This window comes from Actinomadura sp. 1N219, assembly GCF_044326405.1.
Lineage (GTDB): Bacteria > Actinomycetota > Actinomycetes > Streptosporangiales > Streptosporangiaceae > Spirillospora.
In genome coordinates, this window is record NZ_JBIRAY010000005.1 from 255,693 (window position 1) to 275,708 (window position 20,016).

16 protein-coding genes are annotated in these 20,016 nt (G+C 72.1%); 8 read left to right on the top strand and 8 right to left on the bottom strand.

The window, feature by feature from the left end; all coding sequences use genetic code 11:
- Positions 1 to 136: 136 nt before the first annotated feature.
- Entirely contained in the window at positions 137 to 889 is a 753-nt protein-coding gene (locus ACH35V_RS18645) for a gamma-glutamyl-gamma-aminobutyrate hydrolase family protein (protein WP_395973815.1), read from the bottom strand.
- 541 nt (positions 890 to 1,430) lie between these two features.
- Here ACH35V_RS18645 and ACH35V_RS18650 point away from each other — a divergent pair.
- Positions 1,431 to 2,705, top strand: a complete 1,275-nt coding sequence (locus ACH35V_RS18650) for a globin domain-containing protein (protein ID WP_395973817.1) — start codon at positions 1,431 to 1,433, stop codon at positions 2,703 to 2,705.
- Here ACH35V_RS18650 and ACH35V_RS18655 read toward each other — a convergent pair.
- A complete protein-coding gene (locus ACH35V_RS18655) occupies positions 2,620 to 3,420 on the bottom strand; it encodes a helix-turn-helix domain-containing protein (protein ID WP_395973818.1) in 801 nt (266 codons plus the stop codon). The two genes, ACH35V_RS18650 and ACH35V_RS18655, sit on opposite strands and share 86 nt — an antisense overlap.
- Positions 3,421 to 3,535: 115 nt before the next feature.
- Positions 3,536 to 4,333, bottom strand: a complete 798-nt coding sequence (gene thyX, locus ACH35V_RS18660; protein WP_395973820.1) for an FAD-dependent thymidylate synthase — start codon at positions 4,331 to 4,333, stop codon at positions 3,536 to 3,538.
- 160 nt (positions 4,334 to 4,493) lie between these two features.
- Here thyX and ACH35V_RS18665 point away from each other — a divergent pair, with 160 nt between their 5' ends.
- Together ACH35V_RS18665 and ACH35V_RS18670 are read left to right on the top strand one after the other, a co-directional pair.
- Positions 4,494 to 6,539 carry a molybdopterin-dependent oxidoreductase gene (locus tag ACH35V_RS18665; RefSeq protein ID WP_395973821.1) on the top strand — a complete coding sequence of 682 codons (2,046 nt, stop codon included), beginning with the start codon at positions 4,494 to 4,496 and terminating at the stop codon, positions 6,537 to 6,539.
- A gap of 44 nt (positions 6,540 to 6,583) precedes the next feature.
- Complete coding sequence (locus ACH35V_RS18670; protein WP_395973822.1) at positions 6,584 to 7,825, top strand: DUF1266 domain-containing protein; 1,242 nt, start codon at positions 6,584 to 6,586, stop codon at positions 7,823 to 7,825.
- 15 nt (positions 7,826 to 7,840) lie between these two features.
- On the opposite strand, the gene add is transcribed toward ACH35V_RS18670, so the two are convergent.
- Entirely contained in the window at positions 7,841 to 8,875 is a 1,035-nt protein-coding gene (gene add / locus ACH35V_RS18675; protein ID WP_395973824.1) for an adenosine deaminase, read from the bottom strand.
- 108 nt (positions 8,876 to 8,983) lie between these two features.
- Between add and ACH35V_RS18680 the strand changes: the two genes are divergently transcribed.
- Complete coding sequence (locus ACH35V_RS18680) at positions 8,984 to 9,955, top strand: helix-turn-helix transcriptional regulator (RefSeq protein WP_395973826.1); 972 nt, start codon at positions 8,984 to 8,986, stop codon at positions 9,953 to 9,955.
- Positions 9,956 to 10,055: 100 nt separating this feature from the next.
- On the opposite strand, the gene ACH35V_RS18685 is transcribed toward ACH35V_RS18680, so the two are convergent.
- The 4 genes from ACH35V_RS18685 to ACH35V_RS18700 form a co-directional block, all read right to left on the bottom strand.
- Entirely contained in the window at positions 10,056 to 10,460 is a 405-nt protein-coding gene (locus tag ACH35V_RS18685; RefSeq protein ID WP_395973828.1) for a ChaB family protein, read from the bottom strand.
- Between the two features lie 79 nt (positions 10,461 to 10,539).
- Positions 10,540 to 11,475, bottom strand: coding sequence for an SDR family oxidoreductase (locus ACH35V_RS18690; RefSeq protein ID WP_395973830.1), 936 nt, complete (start codon positions 11,473 to 11,475; stop codon positions 10,540 to 10,542).
- A 78-nt stretch (positions 11,476 to 11,553) separates the two neighbouring features.
- Complete coding sequence (locus ACH35V_RS18695) at positions 11,554 to 11,700, bottom strand: GPGG-motif small membrane protein (protein ID WP_395973831.1); 147 nt, start codon at positions 11,698 to 11,700, stop codon at positions 11,554 to 11,556.
- A gap of 239 nt (positions 11,701 to 11,939) precedes the next feature.
- Positions 11,940 to 14,099, bottom strand: coding sequence for an anthranilate synthase component I (locus ACH35V_RS18700; protein WP_395973832.1), 2,160 nt, complete (start codon positions 14,097 to 14,099; stop codon positions 11,940 to 11,942).
- Positions 14,100 to 14,301: 202 nt separating this feature from the next.
- Between ACH35V_RS18700 and ACH35V_RS18705 the strand changes: the two genes are divergently transcribed.
- From ACH35V_RS18705 to ACH35V_RS18720, 4 genes are all read left to right on the top strand, one after another.
- Positions 14,302 to 14,859, top strand: coding sequence for a VOC family protein (locus ACH35V_RS18705; protein ID WP_395973834.1), 558 nt, complete (start codon positions 14,302 to 14,304; stop codon positions 14,857 to 14,859).
- 127 nt (positions 14,860 to 14,986) lie between these two features.
- The gene (locus ACH35V_RS18710; protein ID WP_395973835.1) at positions 14,987 to 15,304 is read left to right on the top strand and encodes a DUF3311 domain-containing protein; all 318 of its coding nucleotides are present in this window, start codon (positions 14,987 to 14,989) and stop codon (positions 15,302 to 15,304) included.
- 3 nt (positions 15,305 to 15,307) lie between these two features.
- Positions 15,308 to 16,918, top strand: a complete 1,611-nt coding sequence (gene mctP, locus ACH35V_RS18715) for a monocarboxylate uptake permease MctP (protein WP_395973837.1) — start codon at positions 15,308 to 15,310, stop codon at positions 16,916 to 16,918.
- A gap of 235 nt (positions 16,919 to 17,153) precedes the next feature.
- Positions 17,154 to 19,949 (top strand): family 20 glycosylhydrolase, encoded by a 2,796-nt coding sequence (locus tag ACH35V_RS18720; protein WP_395973839.1) that lies wholly within the window; start codon positions 17,154 to 17,156, stop codon positions 19,947 to 19,949.
- Positions 19,950 to 20,016 lie beyond the last annotated feature (67 nt).

The window sequence follows — 20,016 nt, forward strand, 5'->3', positions numbered from 1 at the left end:
GTGAACGCGGCGGAACACGGCGTGATCTACCGGATCGCCTTCCCCGGGCGCCGCGGCGCCAACCCCCGCCGCAGCGCCGTCCCCGGACGATGCGCCCGCCGGTGCGCCGACCCCCGCCGGGGCGCCGGCGCGGCGGTCAGCGGCCGGCGGCCTCGGCGACCAGGGCCTCGAACAGGCGCCCGTCGTCGCCCTCCTCCGGATGCCACTGGACGGCCAGCCCGAAGCGGTGGCCCTGCAGCTCGACGGCCTCCACCACCTGGTCCTCGGCCCAGGCGACGGCGGACAGGCCCTTCCCGAGCCGCCCCACCGCCTGGTGGTGGTAGGTGGGGACGTCCGCGGACTCGCCCAGGAGCTTGCCGACCAGGCTCGTCCCGCTGATCCGCACCGGGTGGGAGCCGACCATCCCGGTCTCCGGCGCGTGGCTCTTGTGCCCCACCGCCTCCGGCAGATGCTGGATGAGCGCCCCGCCCCGCGCCACGTTCAGCACCTGCATGCCCCGGCAGATCGCCAGGAACGGCAGGTCGGCGTCGATCACGGCGCGGGCGAGCGCCAGCTCGAACCGGTCGCGCTGCGGCTGCGGCGGCCCGGTCTCGAAGTGCCGGACGGCGCCGTACAGGTCGGGGTCGATGTCGCCGCCGCCCGCGATGACGATGCCGTCGAGCCGCCCGACGAGGGCCTTCAGCCCGCGCAGCGTCGCGGTCGGGGGCAGCAGGACCGGGACCCCGCCGGCCCGCTCGACCGAGCGGACGTAGGGCGCCGGCAGGAGCGCGGCCTCGCGCACCCAGACCCCCCAGCGGGCCGGCTCCAGATAGGTGGTGACTCCGATGAGCGGCGGTGGCCCGTCACCGCCTGCGGTCGGGGCCGGGGCCCCGCGGATGGCCTCTGACATACGTGCTTCCCCCTCTGCTGAGCACCGGCCGCAGGACGGCGAAATGGGTGATTCGCCGTCCTTGACTGCACATCATGGTGCATCACCCTCCCCTCCGGCCGTCCCGCCCCCGGGCCTTCCCTCCCGGCCAGCTTGCCGCACGGGAAAGATCCGCGCAGTCCCAAACGGCGAGAACGTCAACGCCGGACGGGCTTCCGGGCCGCCCCGCCCCGGCGGGCCTCCCGGCCGGGAACGCCAGTGAATCCTGAAATCTTCTACTCGGGAGGAGAATCATCCTCTCTCCCTAGACATCGCCACAAGGACGTCACATCAGATCATGTCAGTACTGATCAGTATGCGTCCGCTATTTTCCGATTCTTTGATCACAGAGAATTAAGTGTTGATTACTCAGCGTCCCGATCGCGCCGCCTCCGCGACGTTCTGCTTGAACACCTGCGGATTTGAATGCGAGAATCTCACGAAGCCGGGCATCGAATGCGGCGCGATCACCGCTGTCGTCCCGGATCCGGCCGCGGAAAAGCCCCAGGGGGCGAGCAGGCGAATGGCACCGGAACCCCGAATCGTCAAAGAGACCTTCACCCGCCTCGAATCCGACCCGGCGGGCGCCATGAGCTATTTCTACGGCCGCCTTTTCGCGGCCGAGCCGCGGCTGCGGGCCCTGTTCCCGCCCGCGATGGGCGCCCAGCACGACCGCTTCTTCCACGCGCTCACCCGGCTCGTCTGGAGCCAGGACAACCCGGAGGACCTCGCCCGCCACCTCGCGCGGCTCGGCCGCGCCCACCGCAAGCACGGGGTGCGGCGCGAGGACTACGCCGCCGTCGGGGTCGCGCTCATCGCGACGCTGCGGACCTTCGCCGCCGACGTGTGGACCGCCGAGGCCGAGGACGCCTGGACGTCGGCCTACCTGTCCGCCGCCACGACCATGATCGAGGCGGCGGAGCGGGACGCGGCCGGCGCCCCGCCGTGGTGGGTCGCCGAGGTCGCCGGGCACGACCGCCGCGCCGGCGACCTCGCGGTCCTCACGCTGCGGCCCGAGCATCCGCTGCCGTTCCGCCCCGGCCAGCGGGTGAGCGTGCAGACGCCCCGCTGGCCCCGCGTCTGGCGGCCGTACTGGATCGCGAACGCGCCCCGCTCCGACGGGATGCTGCGCCTGCACGTCCGCGCCCGCCCCGCCGGATGGGTGAGCGGCGCGCTGGTGCGGCACACCGCGCCCGGCGACACCGTGCTCCTCGGCCCGGCCGCCGGCGCGATGACGCTCGACCCGGACTCCGGCCGCGGGCTGCTCCTGATCGGCGGCGGCACCGGCCTCGCCCCGATGAAGGCGCTCGCCGAGCAGGCCGTCTCGTCCGGCCCGGACCGGGACGTCCGCCTGCTGGTCGGGGCCCGCGCCGACCAGGACCTCTACGACCTGGACGAACTACGCCTGCTGGAGTCGGCCTACGCGCGGCTGCGGATGACCCCGGTCCTGTCGCAGCCGCCCGAGGCCGACGACGCACCGGGGCCGGACGCCCTGCACGGCCGACTGCACGGCCGGCTGCCCGACGTCCTGCCCGGCTTCCTGGACGGCCTCCCCGGCTGGGACGACTACGACGCGTACGTCGCCGGGCCCGTCCCCTTCGTCCGGAGCACCGTCACCGCGCTGCAGCGGCACGGGATGCCCCTCACCCGGATCCACCACGACCTGCTCGACGCAGACGACGAAACCCCCCAGGCCGCCGCCGGGACGGCCGTCACCAGCCCGCGCGCTCCCGCAGAAACGCGGTCGTCCGCGCATCAGCCGGGTAGAAGGACTCGATCGCCAGTTCCGCCACGGTGATGTCGACCGGCGTCCCGAACGTCGCGATGGTGCTGAAGAACGACAGCTCCCGCCCGTCCACGCGGAGCCGCAGCGGGACGACCACCTCGTGGCCCGCGGGCGGGGCGAACGCCTCGCCCACGTCCCCGGGGAAGCTCCGCAGCTCCCGGTAGAGCTGGGCCAGGCCGGCGTCCGCGGTCAGCGCCACATGCCGCCGGACCCGGTCGATCATGTGGGCGCGCCACTCGGCCAGGTTCAGGATGTGCTTCGCCATGCCGTCCGGATGCATGCTGAGGCGCAGCACGTTCAGCGGGGGCTCCAGCAGCTCCGGCGCCGCGCCCTCCATGAACAGCCCGGCCGCGCCGTTGGCGTCGATCAGGTTCCAGAACCGGTCCACGACGACCGCCGGGTACGGCTCGTGCCCGTCCAGGACCTGCTTGAGCGCCGCGCGGACCGTGTCCATCCTCGGCTCCTCGATCGGCGTCTCGTCGAACACCGGCGCGTACCCGGCCGCCACGAGCAGCAGGTTCCGGTCGCGCAGCGGGACGTCCAGATGCTCGGCCAGCCGCAGCACCATCTCCCGGCTCGGCGCCGAGCGCCCGGTCTCCACGAAGCTGAGGTGGCGGGTCGACACGTCCGCCTCCGACGCCAGCTCCAGCTGGCTCAGCCTGCGCCGCTGCCGCCACGCGCGCAGCTGGTCCCCCACCGGTCGCACATCGCTCAACGCCGTCGTCACCAGGCCGACGTTACCCGCGGACGGTCATGGCGGCGACTACGTCCCGGGTAACGCGCCGCGGGCGCCACGGCACCAGCCTGCGGCCTTTACGTTGTAGATTTCTTGGCGAGGTTCCCTAGACCTTCCGCCACTGGGGGACCCAGGTGCCGTCCTCGACGACGTAGTCGCCGAACAGGTCCGGGGCCTCCTTGCGCACCACCTCGCCGATCTTGCCGAACAGCAGCCGGATCTCCTCCTCGGCGCCCGGCGCGGTGCGGTTCTCCAGCGTGTGGCGCAGCGTGCGGACGTTCGCCGTCCAGACCAGGCCGGTGCCGACGCCCTCGGGCGCGAACCGGCGCATGAACGACGTCTTGTGCTTCTTCTCCTTGAACGGCACGCCCTCGTCGTCCAGCCCGAAGTGCCCGGCCATCCACGCCTGGAACTCCTCCATCTGCTCCAGCATGGCGGTGGCGCGCTTCATCAGTTCGGCGTCCTCGCGGGCCCAGTCGGGGAACCAGAAGGGGATGTCCTGGAGCCGGACGAACCGCATCGACTCCTGCGAGATCGCCACCCCCGGGCGGTGCCGCACCAGCTCGTGGGTGAGGACGCGGCTCACGTTGTGCAGGACGAAGCTGAAGCTGACGTGCTCCAGCACCGAGCCGTGCAGGCTGCGCAGGATGTTCTCCAGGTACTGGCCCGAGTCCGTCCGGATCTTGACCACGTTGGGGTTGAGGCCCGGCTCCCACGAGCGGTAGCAGAGCCGTCCCGCGAACTCCGCGAGGTTCTGCGGGTCGTTCAGCTCGTCGTCGAGGTCGCCCCGGTCGAGGCGCTCCAGCCAGCTCTCGCCGCCGACGTCCCGCAGGTACCGGGCGACCTCGTCGTAGTCCAGTTCGGGCCGCGCGACGAGGAACACCTCCGGTTCGACGCTCTTCACTCTCGTTTCCCCCTCGCTCGTTTCCGTCGTCCCCAAGGAAACCACCCCGGCGGGACGGCCGCGACCTGGGCGCGGCGCCGCGGAGTAATGAGCGTCTGGGATGACGCTCATGGTGTTATGACGCACACTGGAGGGATTCGCGTGGCCTGGGAGGGGTTCGATGCCGGCTGAGCTGAAAGTGCTGGGCGCCTGCCCGCTGGACTGCCCGGACGGCTGCTCCTGGATCGTGACGGTACGGGACGGGAAGGCCACCGGCCTGCGCGGCAACCCCGACCATCCGTACACGCGCGGCGCCCTGTGCGCGAAGGTCAACCGGTGGCTGGAGCGGGCCGCGCAGCCCGACCGGATCCTGCACCCCCTGCGCCGGACGGGCCGCAAGGGCGAGGGCCGGTTCGAGCGGATCGGCTGGGACGAGGCGCTCGACGAGATCGCGGAGCGCCTCGACGGCGTCGTCCGCGAGCACGGCGGCGAGGCCGTCTGGCCGTACTGGGGCACCGGCACGCTCGGCTACCTGCAAGGACTCGAAGGCTACGCGGGCAGGCGGTTCTTCAACGTGCTGGGCGCGTCGGCGCACGACGCGAACATCTGCTCGGCGGCGGGCAGCGCGGGCATGACCGCCGCGATCGGCTCGCCCGGCGGGATGGACCCGCAGGACCTCGCCCGCGCCGGGCTGGTCATCCTGTGGGGCACGAACCCGCTGACCAGCGGGCACCACGTGTGGAAGTTCGTCCAGGAGGCGCGGAAGGCGGGCGCTCACCTGGTGGCGATCGATCCCGTCCGGACGCGGACGGCGCGGCAGGCCGACGAACACCTCGCCCCGCTGCCCGGCACGGACGCCGCGCTCGCCCTCGCCCTCCTCCACGTCATCACGGGCCTCGGCGCGCAGGACGAGGACTACCTGCGCCGCCACACCCTCGGCTGGGACGAGTTCCAGGGCCGGATCGCGGAGTTCCCGCCGGAGCGGGCCGCGGAGATCACCGGCGTCCCGGCCGAGCGGATCGTCGCGCTCGGGGAGCGGATCGCCCGGACGCGTCCCACCGCGATCCGCGCGACGCAGGGGCTGCAGCGGCACGCGGGCGGCGGCGCGGCGCTGCGGGTCATCGCGGGGATCCCGGCCGTGACCGGCGACTGGGCGCTGCACGGCGGCGGGCTCGCGTTCTCGACGTCCGGTCACGTCAAGCTGGACAAGGCCGCCCTGTGGCGGGACGACCTGCGCCCCGGGCCCGTCCGGACGCTGTCGATGAGCCGCCTCGGCGAGGGCCTCCTCGACGTGCAGGACCCGCCCGTCAAGGCCCTGTTCGTCATGGCCGCGAACCCGGCGGCGAGCACCCCGCACCAGAACAAGGTGCGGCGCGGCCTGGCCAGGGACGACCTGTTCACCGTCGTCATCGACCCGTTCCCGACCGACACCGCCGACTACGCCGACATCGTCCTGCCGCCGACGATCCAGCACGAGCACGCCGACCTTCACGAGGGCTACGGCCACCTGTACCTGACGTGGAACGAGCCGGCGGTCGCGCCGCCGGGCGAATGCCTGCCCGCCACCGAGACGTTCCGGCGGCTGGCGCGGCGGATGGGCCTGGACGAGCCGAGCCTCTACGACTCCGACGAGCGCCTCGCCGAGCAGCTCCTCGCGTCCGGGCATCCATGGCTGGACGGCATCACGCTCGACCGGCTCCGCAAGGAGGGGTTCGCGCGGATGTCCGTCCCCGACCCGTTCCTGCCCTACGCGGACGGGTTCCCGACGCCGTCCGGGCGGTTCGAGTTCAGGTCCTCGGCCGCCGGGCTCGCCGGATACGTCCCGCCCGCGGAGGTCGCCGACGGGGAACGCGCCGCGCGGTATCCGCTGGCCCTGATCTCGGCGGCGTCGCACGAGTTCCTGAACTCGCAGTTCGGCAACAACGCCGAGCTGCGGCGGCGGTCGGGCGGCCTGACCGTCCGCGTGCACGCGGACGACGCGAAGGCCAGGGGTCTCGCGGACGGGCAGCGGGTCCGGGTCGGCAACGACCGGGGCGCGTTCGAGGCGGTGCTGACGATCACCGACGAGGTGCGGCCTGGCGTCGCGGCGACGACGAAGGGGCACTGGGCCAAGCTCGCGGGCGGCGCGAACGCCAACGCCGTCGTGGACGAGCGCGACACCGACCTCGGCGGCGGCCCCGTCTTCCACGACACCCGCGTGGAGATCACCGGCGTTCCGCAAGCCTGACCACGGAGATCACGGGACCGGTACGGTGAGCCCCGGAGGGGACCATGACGTATCAGTCCATTCTGGACCGGGCCAGGAAGTTCGAGCGGCAGGGGCGGCCCGCGGAGGCCGCGGCCGCCTACGCGGAGGCCGCCGAGGCGATGGAGGCGCGCGGGGACTGGACGTCCGCCGTCGCGACCAGGGCGCGGTGCGCGCGGGCGCTCGCCGCCGCGGGGAAGACGGGCGAGGCGCAGCGGCTCCTCGACACCCTCGACCGGGCCGCGGCGTCCATGCCCGCCGGGGTCCGCGCCGGGCTGGACGCGCAGGCGGCGCACGTCATGGCCGCCGCGGGACGCACCGGCGAGGCGGCCCGGCGCGCCTGGGCGGCGATGAGCGGGTTCTGGTCGCTGCACGACGCCAAGCGCGCCGACGCCGCGGGCGTCCACGCGGCGCGGCTCATCGTCAAGGACGCCGGCCCGCGCGAGGCGCTCCGGCCGCTGGCCGAGCTGATGGCGCAGATGCCGCCCGGCGGGGACGGGCACCGGCAGGTCGCCAAGCTGCTCGCGGACGCCGAACGGCGCCCCGACCGCGACTACGACATCCTCATCACCGACCCCGACAGCGCCGTGTGGGGACGCCTCGCCGCGGCCCTCGCCGTCGGCGCGCACCTCGCGGTCGGCAACGGCGTGGCCTGGAACACCCTCGCCGACCGCGACGACCCCGGCGGCGACCGGGTCCTGCTGGAACGCGACTGGGGCGTCACCGACCACGAGAGCTGGCGCAAGCAGATGGACGCGCTGCTCGACGCCCGCAACAGCGACCCCGCGATCCAGATGGTCCTCGACCGGCGCGGGCGCGGCACCGACCAGGGTGCGTGGCGCGCGGCGATCGTGGCCTGGTGCCGGGAGCGGAACATCGCGGAGCAGACCGTCCACGAGGTCATGGAGCTGTCCGGCCAGATCCTCCGGTACGAGTCGCGATTCCGCGCGGACGGCCTCCTCCCGCCGGACGGCCGGGTCGAGAGCGTCTACGGCTACGACTTCGGCCGCGCGGTGAACATGGCCCGCTGGGGCCTGAACGCCGGGTTCTGCGACGCGGAGGAGGCGGAGAAGTGCGTCCTCTCCGCCGGGCAGCGCGCCGGCCAGGTCTACACGTCGTGGGGCTCGTTCTCCGCCGGGTACGTCCTCGGGCGGATGCTGCGGTTCGACGAGGGCGAGTTCGGCGAGTGGTACGAGCGCTCCGTCGCCGGCCACCGCGTCCTCGCCGAGGACCCCGAGAGCCCCTGGCGCCGCATGGCCTGGGGATAGGCCCCGGGCCCGGGGCTAAGACGGACCGGCCAGGGCGTCGATGTCGGCGAGGATCGCCTGGCGGGACTCCTCGTCCAGGGACGAGGCGATCACGGCGTTGCGGGCCAGCGACGCCAGGCCGTCGCGGCCCAGGCCGAACACCTCGGCGGCGATGCGGTACTCGCCGGTGAGGGTCGTGTCGAACATCGGCGGGTCGTCGCTGTTCAGCGTGACGAACAGGCCCTCGTCCAGCAGCCGGGGCAGCGGGTGCTCCCCGATGGACGCGACCTGCCCGGTGCACACGTTGGACGTCGGGCACACCTCTAACGGTATCTGCGTCTCGCGCAGGTGCGCGACGAGGCGCGGGTCGTCCAGGCAGCTGATGCCGTGGCCGATCCGCTCGGCGCGCAGGCCCTCGACGACCTCCCAGATCGTCTCCGGGCCGGACATCTCGCCGCCGTGCGGGAGGCTGCGCAGCCCGGCGGCGCGGGCGGCGGCGAACGCGTCGCGGAACGCGTCCCGGTGCGGCGGCCGCATCTGCTCGATGCCGGCGAGGCCGAACCCGACGAGCGCCTCCGGCGGGTGCCGGAGCGCGTGGTCGAGGGTGCCGCGGGCGCCCTCGGCGCCGAACTCGCCGGGGATGTCGAAGATGTAGGCGACGCGGATGCCGAGCCGCTCGCGGGCCTCGCGGACCGCGTGGTCGAGCGCCTCGGTGATCGCGGGCATCGGCATCCCGGCCCGCTGGTGCGTGTACGGGGTGACGGTCAGCTCGACGTACCGGACGTTCTGGACGGCGAGGTCGCGGGCGGTGCCGAGCACGAGCGTCCCGACGTCCTCCGGCGTGCGGACGAGGGCGGACACCGCCTCGTACACCTCGGCGAAGTGCGGGAAGTCGCGGAACTCGTAGAAGGCGCGCAGCTCGCGCTCGTCCGCCGGGACGGGACCGCCGGGATGGCGGCGGGCGAGTTCGAGCACGGTCGGGACGGAGGCGGAGCCCACGAGGTGGACGTGCAGCTCGACCTTCGGCAGGGCGTCGATGAACGTTTCGATGGAGGTGGTTTCGGTGAGCACGTCGCGAAGCTAACAGCCCGTCCGGCCCGCCCGATAGGCGATCCGGGCGAACCTGCCACGAAAATGTCAAGAACGCTCCGAGGACGGCGTTCCTGGTAGACAGGGGTCGTGCGGGCGGCTCGGCTGATCTCGATGGTGCTGCTCCTGCAGTCGCGGGAGACGATGACGGCGGGCGAGCTGGCGCGCGAGCTGGAGGTGTCGGAGCGCACCGTCTACCGCGACATGGAGGCGCTGTCGGCGGCCGGGGTCCCGGTGTACGCCGAACAGGGCCGCGCGGGCGGGTACCGGCTCGTCGGCGGGTACCGGACGCGACTCACCGGCCTCACCCGCGAGGAGGCGGAGGCGCTGTTCCTGTCCGGGCTGCCCGGCCCGGCCGGGGACATGGGCCGCGGCGACGCGGTGGCCGCCGCCGAGCTGAAGGTCCTCGCCGCGCTGCCCGCGTCGTTGCGGGACGCGCCGTCGCGGGCGGGCCAGCGGTTCCACCTGGACGCGCCCGGCTGGTTCGGCGAGTCCGGCCCGCCGCCGCTGCTGCGCGACCTCGCCCGCGCCGTCTGGGAGGACGAGCCGGTCGAGTTGCGCTACCGCCGCAAGGACACCGAGGTCACGCGGACGGTCGAGCCGTACGGGCTCGTGCTGAAGAACGGCACCTGGTACCTGGTCGCGCGGGTCGGCGGCAGGCCGCGCACCTACCGGGTCGACCGGGTGACGGACGTCCGGCCGACCGGCTCCCGGTTCGACCGCGACGAGGAGTTCGACCTCGCCGCGCACTGGCAGGAGCAGGCCGCGTCGTTCGTCCGCTCGATGCTGCGCGAGGAGGTCACCGTCCGGCTGTCGCCGGCCGGGATGAGGATCCTGCGGTACGCCGTCGAGCCGTACGCGGCGCGGCGGGCGGCGGAGGACGCCGGGGAGCCCGACGGGAAGGGCTGGGTGGTGACCACGCTTCCCGTCGAGTCGATGGCGGTCGCGGCGACGGAGATGATGCGGTTCGGGCCGGAGGTCGAGGTCCTCGCGCCGCCCGAGCTGCGGGAGCACCTGGCGGAGCGCGCCGCCCGGCTCGCGGACCTGTACGCGCCCCGCTGAGCCCCGCGCCCCGCCGAGCCCGCGCCCCGCTGAGCCCGCGCCCTGCTCGTGCCTAGCCCTGCTCGTGCCTAGCCCTGCTCGTGCCTAGCCCTGCTCGTGCCTAGCCCTGCTTGCGCGCGACGGCCTCGGCGAGCTCTTCCTTGGTCATCTTCGAGCGGCCCTGGACGTCGAGCCCGGCGGCGCGGTCGTACAGCTCCTTCTTGGTGCTGCCCTCGTAGTCCACGCCGCCGAAGCTCTTCCCGCGCCCGCGGCGGGCCTGCGGGTCCTTGGCCCGCGGGTCGGACGGGCCCGTCCTGGCCTTCGGGACCCAGTGGTCGCCGCGCTTCTCGAACTTGCGCTTGAGCGCCGCGTAGGCGGTGCGGTGCGCACGCTCCCCCTCCCCGTAGGTGTCGACCGCGGAGTCGTGGGCCTTGGCGAAGGTCTCCTGGGCCTCCTTCGGGGAGCGCTGGAGCGTGCTGGGGAGCTCCTGCATCCGCAGCTTGCCGCTCTTGGTGATCATCGGCATGGCTCCTCCTTCCAGGTCACTGCAAGCCATTACCGACTCAAACCATCCGAAACAGCGGCGAACCGCACGCCGGCCGGTGTCAGCGGTAGCCGGTGACGTCGGCGGGCAGCCCCGCCTGCTCCACCTCGACGATGTAGCGCCACGCGTCCGGGCGGCTGCCGTCGGCGTCGGTGAACCCGTACTCCTTGGCGAGCCCGCCGCTGGACAGCGACGCGCCGTTCCAGCGGGCCCGGTCCGGGTCGGCGGCGAGCGCGGCGACGGCGCGTCCCACGTACGCCGGGGACTCCGAGATCGCGAAGTGCGGGACGTCCTTCGTGGCGTCGAGCCAGTTCGCCTCCGTGACGCCGAAGCCGTCGAGCATCGCCTCCGAGCGCAGCCAGCCGGGCGTCAGCGCCAGCGCCGTCGCCCCGAACTCCGCGATCTCCTCGGACTGGGCGAGCGCCATCCTGATCACGGCGCTCTTGACGAGGTCGTAGAAGTAGCCGACGTCCTTGCGGTAGGCGGCGTTGTACTCGGCGGTCCCGTCGGTCATCTCGATCACGAGCCCGCCGGGCTCGCGGATCAGCAGGGGCAGGACGCGGTGGCTGGTGATGGCGTGGGTGTCGATGCCGAGCCGCAGCATCCGCAGCCCGTCGTCCAGGGACTGCTCCCAGAGGGACTTGCCGAACTCGAAGTAGCGGTCCGAGCCCCAGACGTCGTTGACGAGGACGTCCAGCCGGCCCTGTTCGGCGTCGATGCGCGCCACGAGCGCGGCGACCTGCTCCGGGTCGAGGTGGTCGACCCGGACGGCGATGCCCTCGCCGCCCGCGGCCGTCACCCGTTCCGCGGTCTCCTCGATGGTCTCGGGACGATCCATCTCCGACCGGTTCGACCGGGTGGACCGCCCCGTCACGTACACGGTCGCTCCGGCGGCGCCGAGCTCGACGGCGATGCCGCGGCCCGCGCCGCGCGTTCCGCCCGCGACCAGGGCGATCGTTCCTTCCAGCGGGTTTTTCTGCGTGGTGTTACTGCTCATGGGGACGATGCTGGCACCGAAACCTGACAACCTGTGTCAGCGTTCCGTCCCGGCGTGCCGCCGAGGGGGAGGACGGGGTCAGGTGAAGATGCTCACCCCTCCCGGGCCGACGAGGAGCCCGACCACGATGAGCACGACGCCCCAGATCAGTTCGCGGCGGGCGAGGATCACATAGACCCCGGCGATCACCAGGATCACGGCGATGAGCCACAGGATTGTCATCATGGCCGCCGGGATCCCCGCGGGGAGCGCCCGGAAACGAGCGCCTTGTTTCGGATAACCGAATTGACGGTTAGGCATCCCCGGAGCGGAGAGGGGATCGCTCCCCTCTCCGCCGGGATAACGGCGATCACCGCGTCGCGGAAGGGCGGCGCCGTGGCCGGTCACCCAGTCTTCCCGCGGCATGGCGGGCCGCGATAGGACCCAGAGGACCATTTCGGACGGCCGGCCCTCCTGCTACGGGACTAGGGACGGCTCAGCCTCAGGACGTTCGCCACGATCCGGTGCCCGGCCCCGCCCGCCGCCGTCAGGATCGACTCGGGGTGGAACTGCACCGCCCAGCGCCGCCGCTCCGGGTCCTCGATCGCCATCACGACGTCGCCGGTCAGCGCCGTCACGCGGAACCCCTTCACCCGGTCGGGCGTGGCGTGCAGCGAGTGGTAGCGGGCCGCGGCGAACTCGTCCGGGAGGCCCTCGAACAGCGCTCCCCCGGTCACCTTGACCTGGCCGGGCTTTCCGTGGGACGGCTCGGGCAGCAGCGTCAGCTCGCCGCCCGCGTGGTCCACCATCGCCTGCAGCCCGAGGCAGACGCCGAAGACCGGGAGGTTCCGCTCGTCCAGGGCGTCGAGGAGGGCGCGGGTGGCGAAGTCCTCGGGACGGCCCGGCCCCGGGGACAGGACGACGAGGTCGGGCGCGTGCTCGTCCAGCATCCGCGCCGGGAACCCGTGCCGGAGCGTGACGACGTCGGCGCCCTGCTGGCGGAAGTAGTCGGCGAGGGTGTTGACGAACGAGTCCTCGTGGTCGACGAGCAGCACCTTAAGGCCGTCGCCGGGCCGCTCCGCCTGCGGCTCGTCCCCCGGCTCGGCGTCCGCTCCGCCCTCCTGGGACCCGGCGAGCGCGCCCAGCAGCGCGCTGGCCTTGAGGTGCGTCTCGCGCTCCTCCTCGTCGGGGTCGGAGTCGTACAGCAGCGTCGCCCCGGCCCGGACGGTCGCGACGCCGTCGCGGATCTGCGCCGTCCGCAGCGTCAGGCCCGTGTTCATCGACCCGTCGAACCCGATGCAGCCGACCGCGCCGCCGTACCAGCGGCGGGGCGACTCCTCGTGGTCCTCGATGAACTGCATCGCCCACGTCTTCGGCGCGCCGGTGACGGTGACCGCCCACATGTGGGTGAGGAAGGCGTCGAGCGCGTCGAAGCCGGGGCGCAGCCGTCCCTCGATGTGGTCGACGGTGTGGATCAGCCGGGAGTAGATCTCGATCTGCCGGCGGCCGAGGACGCGCACGCTGCCGGGCACGCAGATCCGCGACTTGTCGTTGCGGTCCACGTCGGTGCACATGGTCAGCTCGGACTCGTCCTTGGCGGACGACAGGATCGCGCGGATCTGCTCGGCGTCCTCCAGCGCGTCGCCGCCGCGCTTGATCGTCCCGGCGATCGGGCACGTCTCGACGCGGTCGCCGCCGACCCGGACGAACATCTCCGGCGACGCCCCGACGAGGTACTCGCCGTCGCCCAGGTTGAACATGAACTCGTACGGCGCCGGGTTGGTCTCGCGGAGGCGCTCGAAGAACGCGGCGGGGGCGTCGCACCGCCCGTACATGGCGTGGCCCGGCGTCACCTCGAACAGGTCGCCGCGGATGAACTTCTCCTTCGCGTCCCGCACCACCTGCGCGTACACGCCGGGCACGGGCTGCGGCGGCAGCTCCGCCCGCACCGGGACGGGCGTCGGCTCGGTAGCGCGCGACAGCCCGGCGGTGCTCTTCCCCTCGACCTCGAACTCGTACGACAGCCGGTGGGAGGTCTCGCGCTTGCGGTCGACGACGACCAGCTCGTCGGGCAGGTGCAGGACGAGGTCGCGCTGGTCGTCCGGGCGCTCCAGCCGCGTCCGCAGCGGCTCGAACTGCAGCGACAGGTCGTACCCGAACGCCCCGTACAGGCCGAGGTGCGGGTCGTCGCAGCCGAACAGGCCGACCACGGCGCGCAGGGCGGTGAACACGGTCGGCTGGCGGCTGCGCTCCTCCTCGGTGAAGAACTCCTCCGACGGCGGGACGAACACCTCGAAGAGGCCGGGCTCGTCCGCCTGCACCTCGCCGACGTCGCGGAGCACCGCGGCCACGGCGGGCAGGACGACGCGTCCCCGCTCGTTGAGGGCCCGCACGGCGACCGTCCGGCCGCGGGCGACGATCTCCGCGCAGGGGTCGGCGTAGGCCATGTGCCAGCGGCTGTAGCGGCCCGGGTACTCCATGCCGGAGCTGAGGACACCGCCGCGCCGCTCCCCCACGGCGGCGACGAGGGCGTTCAGCACATCGGACTTGCGCTCGGAGTCGACCGGCGTGGCGGTACGGCTCACCCGTACGCCCCCGGTCGTGACGAACTCGCTGGTCAGCGGCTGCTGTGGGACGGTCTCCACCGCGGTGGCCCCTCATGTCGGGCCCTCACCAGGCGGGAAAACGCGAAACGACCGCCGGTGAGGGCGGTCGCCTGATCTGAACACGCACGAACCGGCACCGCCTCAGCGGCGCCACCACCACTGGGAGGCTGCGGTTCGCATGCGGCCGAGGCTACCATGAGCATGACCGAAAGGGATCACTTACTTGCCGGAGCGGACTGCCATGACCAGGAAGAACACCGAGTTCGAACTGCGCGGCGTCAACCATCTCGCGCTCGTCTGCCGCGACATGGAGCGGACGGTGGAGTTCTACCGGGGCGTGCTCGGCATGCCGCTGATCAAGACGATCGAGCTGCCGATGGGCTGGGGGCAGCACTTCTTCTTCGACTGCGGCGGCGGGAACGCGCTCGCCTTCTTCTGGTTCCCCGACGCGCCCGAGCCCGTCCCCGGCGTGTCCGCGCCGAAGACCCTGCCGGACCGGGGCGAGCTGCTGTCGGCCGTGGGGTCGATGAACCACGTCGCGTTCGACGTCCCGCCCGAGCGGATCGAGGAGTACCGCGACCGGCTGATCGCCAAGGGCGTCGACGTCGGGGTGCTGCTCAACCACGACGACAGCGAGTTCGGCGTCGCGCCGGAGAACCACGAGGGCGTGTTCGTCCGCTCCATCTACTTCAAGGACCCCGACGGGATCCTGCTGGAGTTCGCCGCGTGGACCCGGGACCTGGACCGGCCGGAGGACGTCCGGCACGAGCCGAGGACCGCCGCCGACCGCACCGTCTGACGCGCGCGCCCGACCGTCCCCAAGAAGCGCCCCTTCCAGGTGGAACGCTCCACTCAGTCGTGCCGTGACCGAGATCACACCGTGATCATGAGGCGTGTACTCTCGCCCGGCCGCACTCTCCGGCACGGTGCCGTCACGCGATCCGGACGCCCGTGCCCTCGCGACGCACGACGAGGAGGACCCCCTTTTGGCTCCCGAGAACCCGAAAGACCCGGACTCGCCCACGCCCACGACCCCGCCGCCGTCCGGCGGACGCTCCGACCGGAGCCCCTGGAACTGGCTGCTGCTCCTCCCGGTCGCGGTCCCGCTGATGACGTTCGTCTACAACAGCGACGAGCCCCGCCTGGCCGGCTTCCCCGCCTTCTACTGGATCCAGCTCGCCTTCATCCTGCTCGGCGTGAGCACCACGGTCGTCGTGTACCGGATGACCAGGAAGCGGGGCTGAGCGATGGCGCGCGACCACATCACCGAGATCGTCGTCTTCTCCCTGTTCTTCCTGGTGGTCAGCGGGATGGGATTCGTCGCGGCGCGGTGGCGCCGGGCCGAGACCCTCGACAACCTGGACGAGTGGGGCCTCGGCGGCCGCAGCTTCGGCGGCTGGGTCACCTGGTTCCTGATCGGCGGCGACCTCTACACCGCGTACACGTTCGTGGCCGTCCCGGCGCTGGTGTTCGGCGCGGGCGCGGCGGGGTTCTTCGCCGTCCCGTACACGGTCGTCGTGTACCCGCTGGTGTTCCTGTTCCTCATCCGCCTCTGGTCGGTGTCGCACGTGCACGGGTTCGTGACCCCGGCCGACTTCGTCCGGGCGCGGTTCGGGTCGCCGACGCTGGCGCTGCTGATCGCGATCACCGGCATCGTCGCGACGATGCCCTACATCGCGCTGCAGCTGGTCGGCATCGAGGCCGTGCTGAAGACGATGGGCGTGCACGGCCACTGGCCGATCATCATCGCGTTCGTGATCCTCGCGGCCTACACCTACCAGTCCGGGCTGCGGGCGCCGGCGCTGATCGCCTTCGTCAAGGACGCGCTGATCTACCTGGTGATCATCGTGGCGGTGCTGTACATCCCGGCGAAGCTCGGCGGCTGGGGCGAGGTCTTCGGCGCGGCGAAGGACAAGTTCGAGGCGACGCCCGCGCCCGGCGACGGGATCACGCTCGCCGGCAGCGGCCAGCTGAACTACGCGATGCTGGCGCTCGGCTCGGCGATGGCGCTGTTCCTGTACCCGCACAGCGTCACCGGCGTGCTCGCCGCCCGCAACCGCGACACCATCAAGCGGAACATGGCGGCGCTGCCCGCCTACAGCCTCGTCCTCGGCCTCATCGCGCTGCTCGGCTACATGGCCATCGCCGCGGACGTGAAGCCGGTCACGACCGACGGCAAGCCGGACGCCAACACGGCCGTCCCGGTGCTGTTCGACCAGATGTTCCCCGACTGGTTCGCCGGGGTGGCGTTCGCGGCCGTGGGCATCGGCGCGCTGGTCCCTGCGGCGATCATGTCGATCGCCGCGGCCAACCTGTTCACCCGCAACATCTACCGGGAGTACATCCGGCGGGACGCCACCGAGAAGCAGGAGGCCACGGTCAGCAAGCTGGTGTCGCTGATCGTCAAGGCGGGCGCGGTGGCGTGCATCCTCGCGCTGGACCCGGAGTTCTCCATCGACCTCCAGCTCATCGGCGGCGTGATCATCCTGCAGACGCTGCCGTCGGTGGCGCTCGGCCTGATGACGCGCTGGTTCCACCGGGGCGCGCTCATCGCCGGATGGGTCGGCGGCATGGCCGCGGGACTGTGGATGCTGTACCAGATCCCGAACCCGGCGAAGGGCAAGGAGCACTTCGGCGGCTCGGCCTACCCGCTGGGCGACCTCGGCTTCGACACCGACATGACGATGTACGCCGGGATGCTGGCGCTCGCCGTCAACGTCGCGGTCGCGCTGGTCGGCACCGTGATCTGCAAGGCCGCGAAGCTGGCGGACGGCGCGGACGCGACCCGCACGTCCGACTACCTCGCGGACGAGGGCGACCCGAAGGTCAAGAAGCTGGACCTCACCGCCAGCACCTGACCGGCGCCCTGCCGCCGCCTCCGGGTGCCCGGGACTCGGTTCCGGGCACCCGGTACATGACGGGCTTCCGGCGCCCGAATCCGGCATTGGCTGACCGGTGATCGAACACCCCGGAGATCGTCCCCGTCAAGATCCAAAGCTTGTCCGGAGGCGGCCACCGGCGCTGCCTGCGGGTTCATAAATGGCCAGGTCAGAGCCCGGGATCTTGGCAATCTATTAGGATAGTTTCCTATTTATGCCGAAAAGACCAGCGGCCGTACTGACGGCCGCCGCGCTTACCGCGGCCCTACTCGCGGCCGTCCCGTCCAGCGCGGCGTCGGCGGCCTGCAACCCTGACCCCCGCGATCTCATGGTCACCTACCAGCCGGTCGACCACACCGTCGCCGACGCGAAGTACCACCTCGCGCGGCTCACCATCGACAACAACGACAGCAGCTGCGCCCTGAGCAGCGCCGGATGGGCGCTGTACTTCAACGGCGTGCGGCAGCCGACCGCCGTCCTCGCGGGCGAGGTCGGCGACATCGGCCGCAAGCAGCTCGCCGACCAGGGCCTCGCCGTGGCCCGCGCGGACGCCGCGCAGAGCGGCGACTTCTACGCGCTGAAACCCCAGGACGGATTCAAGGCGATCGCCCCCGGCGAGCGCCGCGAGATCGACATCAACTTCGAGGTGTGGGCCGTCCACAAGTCGGACGCCCCGAGCGGCTGGACGATCGCGTACGGCGGCGGCAAGCCCGCGTGGGTGCCGGCCAAGTCCCTCCTCGACCCGACCGACCCCAAGCAGACGACCGCGTTCTCCGGCGACAAGCGCCCCGTGGAGACGGCGGCGACCCGGTTCGCCGAGAACACCGCGCCGAAGATCGACCTGACGCTCCAGCAGAGCCTCGTCCCGCAGCCGCTGTCGGCGAAGTCGTCCCCCGGCACGGTCGCGATCGGCGGGCGGTCGTCCGTCACGGCCCCGCGCGAGCTGAGCCGCGAGGCGGGCTACCTGCGCTCCGCGCTGAACGACGTCGCCCGCGACAAGGGCGCGCCGATCGCGCTCAGCGTCGACCCGAAGCTGGACGTCGACGGCGACGGCAAGGCCGACGCCGAGGGCTACCGGCTCAGCTCGACCGGCAAGGGCGTCCAGATCGTGGGCGCCGACCGGGCCGGGGTGCTGTACGGCATCCAGACGCTGCGGCAGCTGATCCCGGCCGGCGGCTACAAGGCCGCCGCGCGCGGCCACCGTGCGCCGACCGTCAGCGTCCCGCTGGCCGAGATCGCGGACGCGCCGCTGTTCGGGTACCGCGGCCTGCATCTCGACGTGGGCCGCCACTTCGAGACCAAGCAGACCGTCCTGAAGTTCCTCGACCTGATGAGCTTCACCAAGCTCAACAAGCTGCACCTCGGGATCACCAACGACGAGGGCTGGCGGCTGGAGATCCCCGGCCTGCCCGAGCTGACCGACTTCGGCTCCAAGCGGGTGCACGACCCGCAGGAGAAGGACGGGCTGCACCAGGGCATGGGATCGGTGAACGACCTCGGCGGCGGCGACGGCGTGTCCGGCAAGGCGCGCAACGAGACCGAGGCCAACCTCGGACGCCGCCCCGCCTACCAGGGCTACGAGGACAACACGCTGAACTTCGTCGGCAAGGGCAGCGGCCACTACACCGTCCGGGACTTCGAGGAGATCCTGCGGTACGCGGCCGAGCGGCACGTCGAGGTCATCCCCGAGCTCAACTTCCCGGCGCACGCCCGCGCGGCCGTCCAGTCGATGGAGCGCCGCTACCAGAAGACGAACGACGACGCCTACCGGCTGCTCGACCCGGACGACACCAGCGAGCACGTCAGCGTCCAGTACTACACCGACAACCTGGCGAACCCGTGCCTGCCCAGCACGTACACGTTCCTGAACAAGGTCGTGTCCGAGGTGGCGAAGATGTACGGGCGGGCGGGCGTCCCGTTCAACCGGCTCAACCTCGGCGGCGACGAGCCGCCGGGACCCCCTGCGGGCTGGTGGTCCGGATCGCCGGCGTGCAAGAAGAACCCCGACACCGAGGGCAAGTCCGGTGAGGAACTGAAGCACCTGTTCTTCGGCCGCTACAACGACATCGCGCAGAAGTACGCGAAGACCACCGCCGGGTGGGAGGACGTCACCGACCCGACCCACGAGTTCCGCCTCAAGGGCTTCGCGCCGCTGCCGTGGCAGAACGTGTGGGGCTGGGGACGTGAGGACTGGGCGTACCGGTTCGCCAACGAGGGCACCCCGGTGATCCTCGCGCACGCGACGAACCTGTACATGGACCTCGCCTACAACAAGGACCCGGACGAGCCCGGCTACTACTGGGCCGCCCTCGTGGACGAGCAGAGCACGTTCAGCTACCAGCCGTTCAATGTCTACGCGAACGCGACCGAGGACCGCTGGGGCAACCCCGTCCCGCAGAACCCGAACTGGACGAAGCTCACCCCCGAGGGCAAGAAGAACATCCTCGGCCTGGAGGCCCAGCTGTGGGCCGAGAACGGCAAGACCCCCGGGATCCGCGAGTACCAGGCGTTCCCCAAGCTCCTCGGCGCGGCCGAGCGGGCCTGGAACCGCAACACGCCGGCTCCGGACAAGATGGGCGAGGCCTGGAACGTCTTCAACAACACGCTCGGCCAGAAGACGTTCCCGCTGCTGTCGTTCTACAAGCCGGTCGGGCTCGGCGGTGAGGGCGTGAACTACCGCGTCCCGCTGCCGGGAGCGAAGGTCTCCGGCGGGACGCTGACGGCGAACGTCCGCAACCCGGGCATGGCGATCGAGTACTCGACGGACGGCCGGACGTGGCGCCCGTACAGCGGGCCGGTGAAGGTCGGCGAAACCGTGCTGACCCGCACCCGCAGCGTGGACGGGCGCACCAGCCGCATCTCGCCGGTCGGCGTCGCCAACTGGCAGGGCAGCGAGTCCTACAAGCCGGGCGACCTCATCCGGCACAAGGGCGAGCTGTTCCGCGCGACGCAGGCGGGCAGCGGCAAGGAGCCCGGCCGCACTGACGGCTACTGGGCGCTGCTCCAGTAATCGCTCGATTCCCGGCAAGGCGAAGGCCCGGCCGTCCGCCGATCGGACGGCCGGGCCGTTCCTTTGC

Coding starts and splice junctions, on each gene's coding strand:
- ACH35V_RS18665 (WP_395973821.1), top strand. CDS start 4,494: ATGCCGGCTGAGCTGAAAGTGCTGGGCGCCTGCCCGCTGGACTGCCCG.
- ACH35V_RS18690 (WP_395973830.1), bottom strand. CDS start 11,475: ATGAGCAGTAACACCACGCAGAAAAACCCGCTGGAAGGAACGATCGCC.
- ACH35V_RS18645 (WP_395973815.1), bottom strand. CDS start 889: ATGTCAGAGGCCATCCGCGGGGCCCCGGCCCCGACCGCAGGCGGTGAC.
- ACH35V_RS18670 (WP_395973822.1), top strand. CDS start 6,584: ATGACGTATCAGTCCATTCTGGACCGGGCCAGGAAGTTCGAGCGGCAG.
- ACH35V_RS18695 (WP_395973831.1), bottom strand. CDS start 11,700: ATGATGACAATCCTGTGGCTCATCGCCGTGATCCTGGTGATCGCCGGG.
- mctP (WP_395973837.1), top strand. CDS start 15,308: ATGGCGCGCGACCACATCACCGAGATCGTCGTCTTCTCCCTGTTCTTC.
- ACH35V_RS18650 (WP_395973817.1), top strand. CDS start 1,431: ATGGCACCGGAACCCCGAATCGTCAAAGAGACCTTCACCCGCCTCGAA.
- ACH35V_RS18685 (WP_395973828.1), bottom strand. CDS start 10,460: ATGCCGATGATCACCAAGAGCGGCAAGCTGCGGATGCAGGAGCTCCCC.
- ACH35V_RS18720 (WP_395973839.1), top strand. CDS start 17,154: ATGCCGAAAAGACCAGCGGCCGTACTGACGGCCGCCGCGCTTACCGCG.
- ACH35V_RS18705 (WP_395973834.1), top strand. CDS start 14,302: ATGACCAGGAAGAACACCGAGTTCGAACTGCGCGGCGTCAACCATCTC.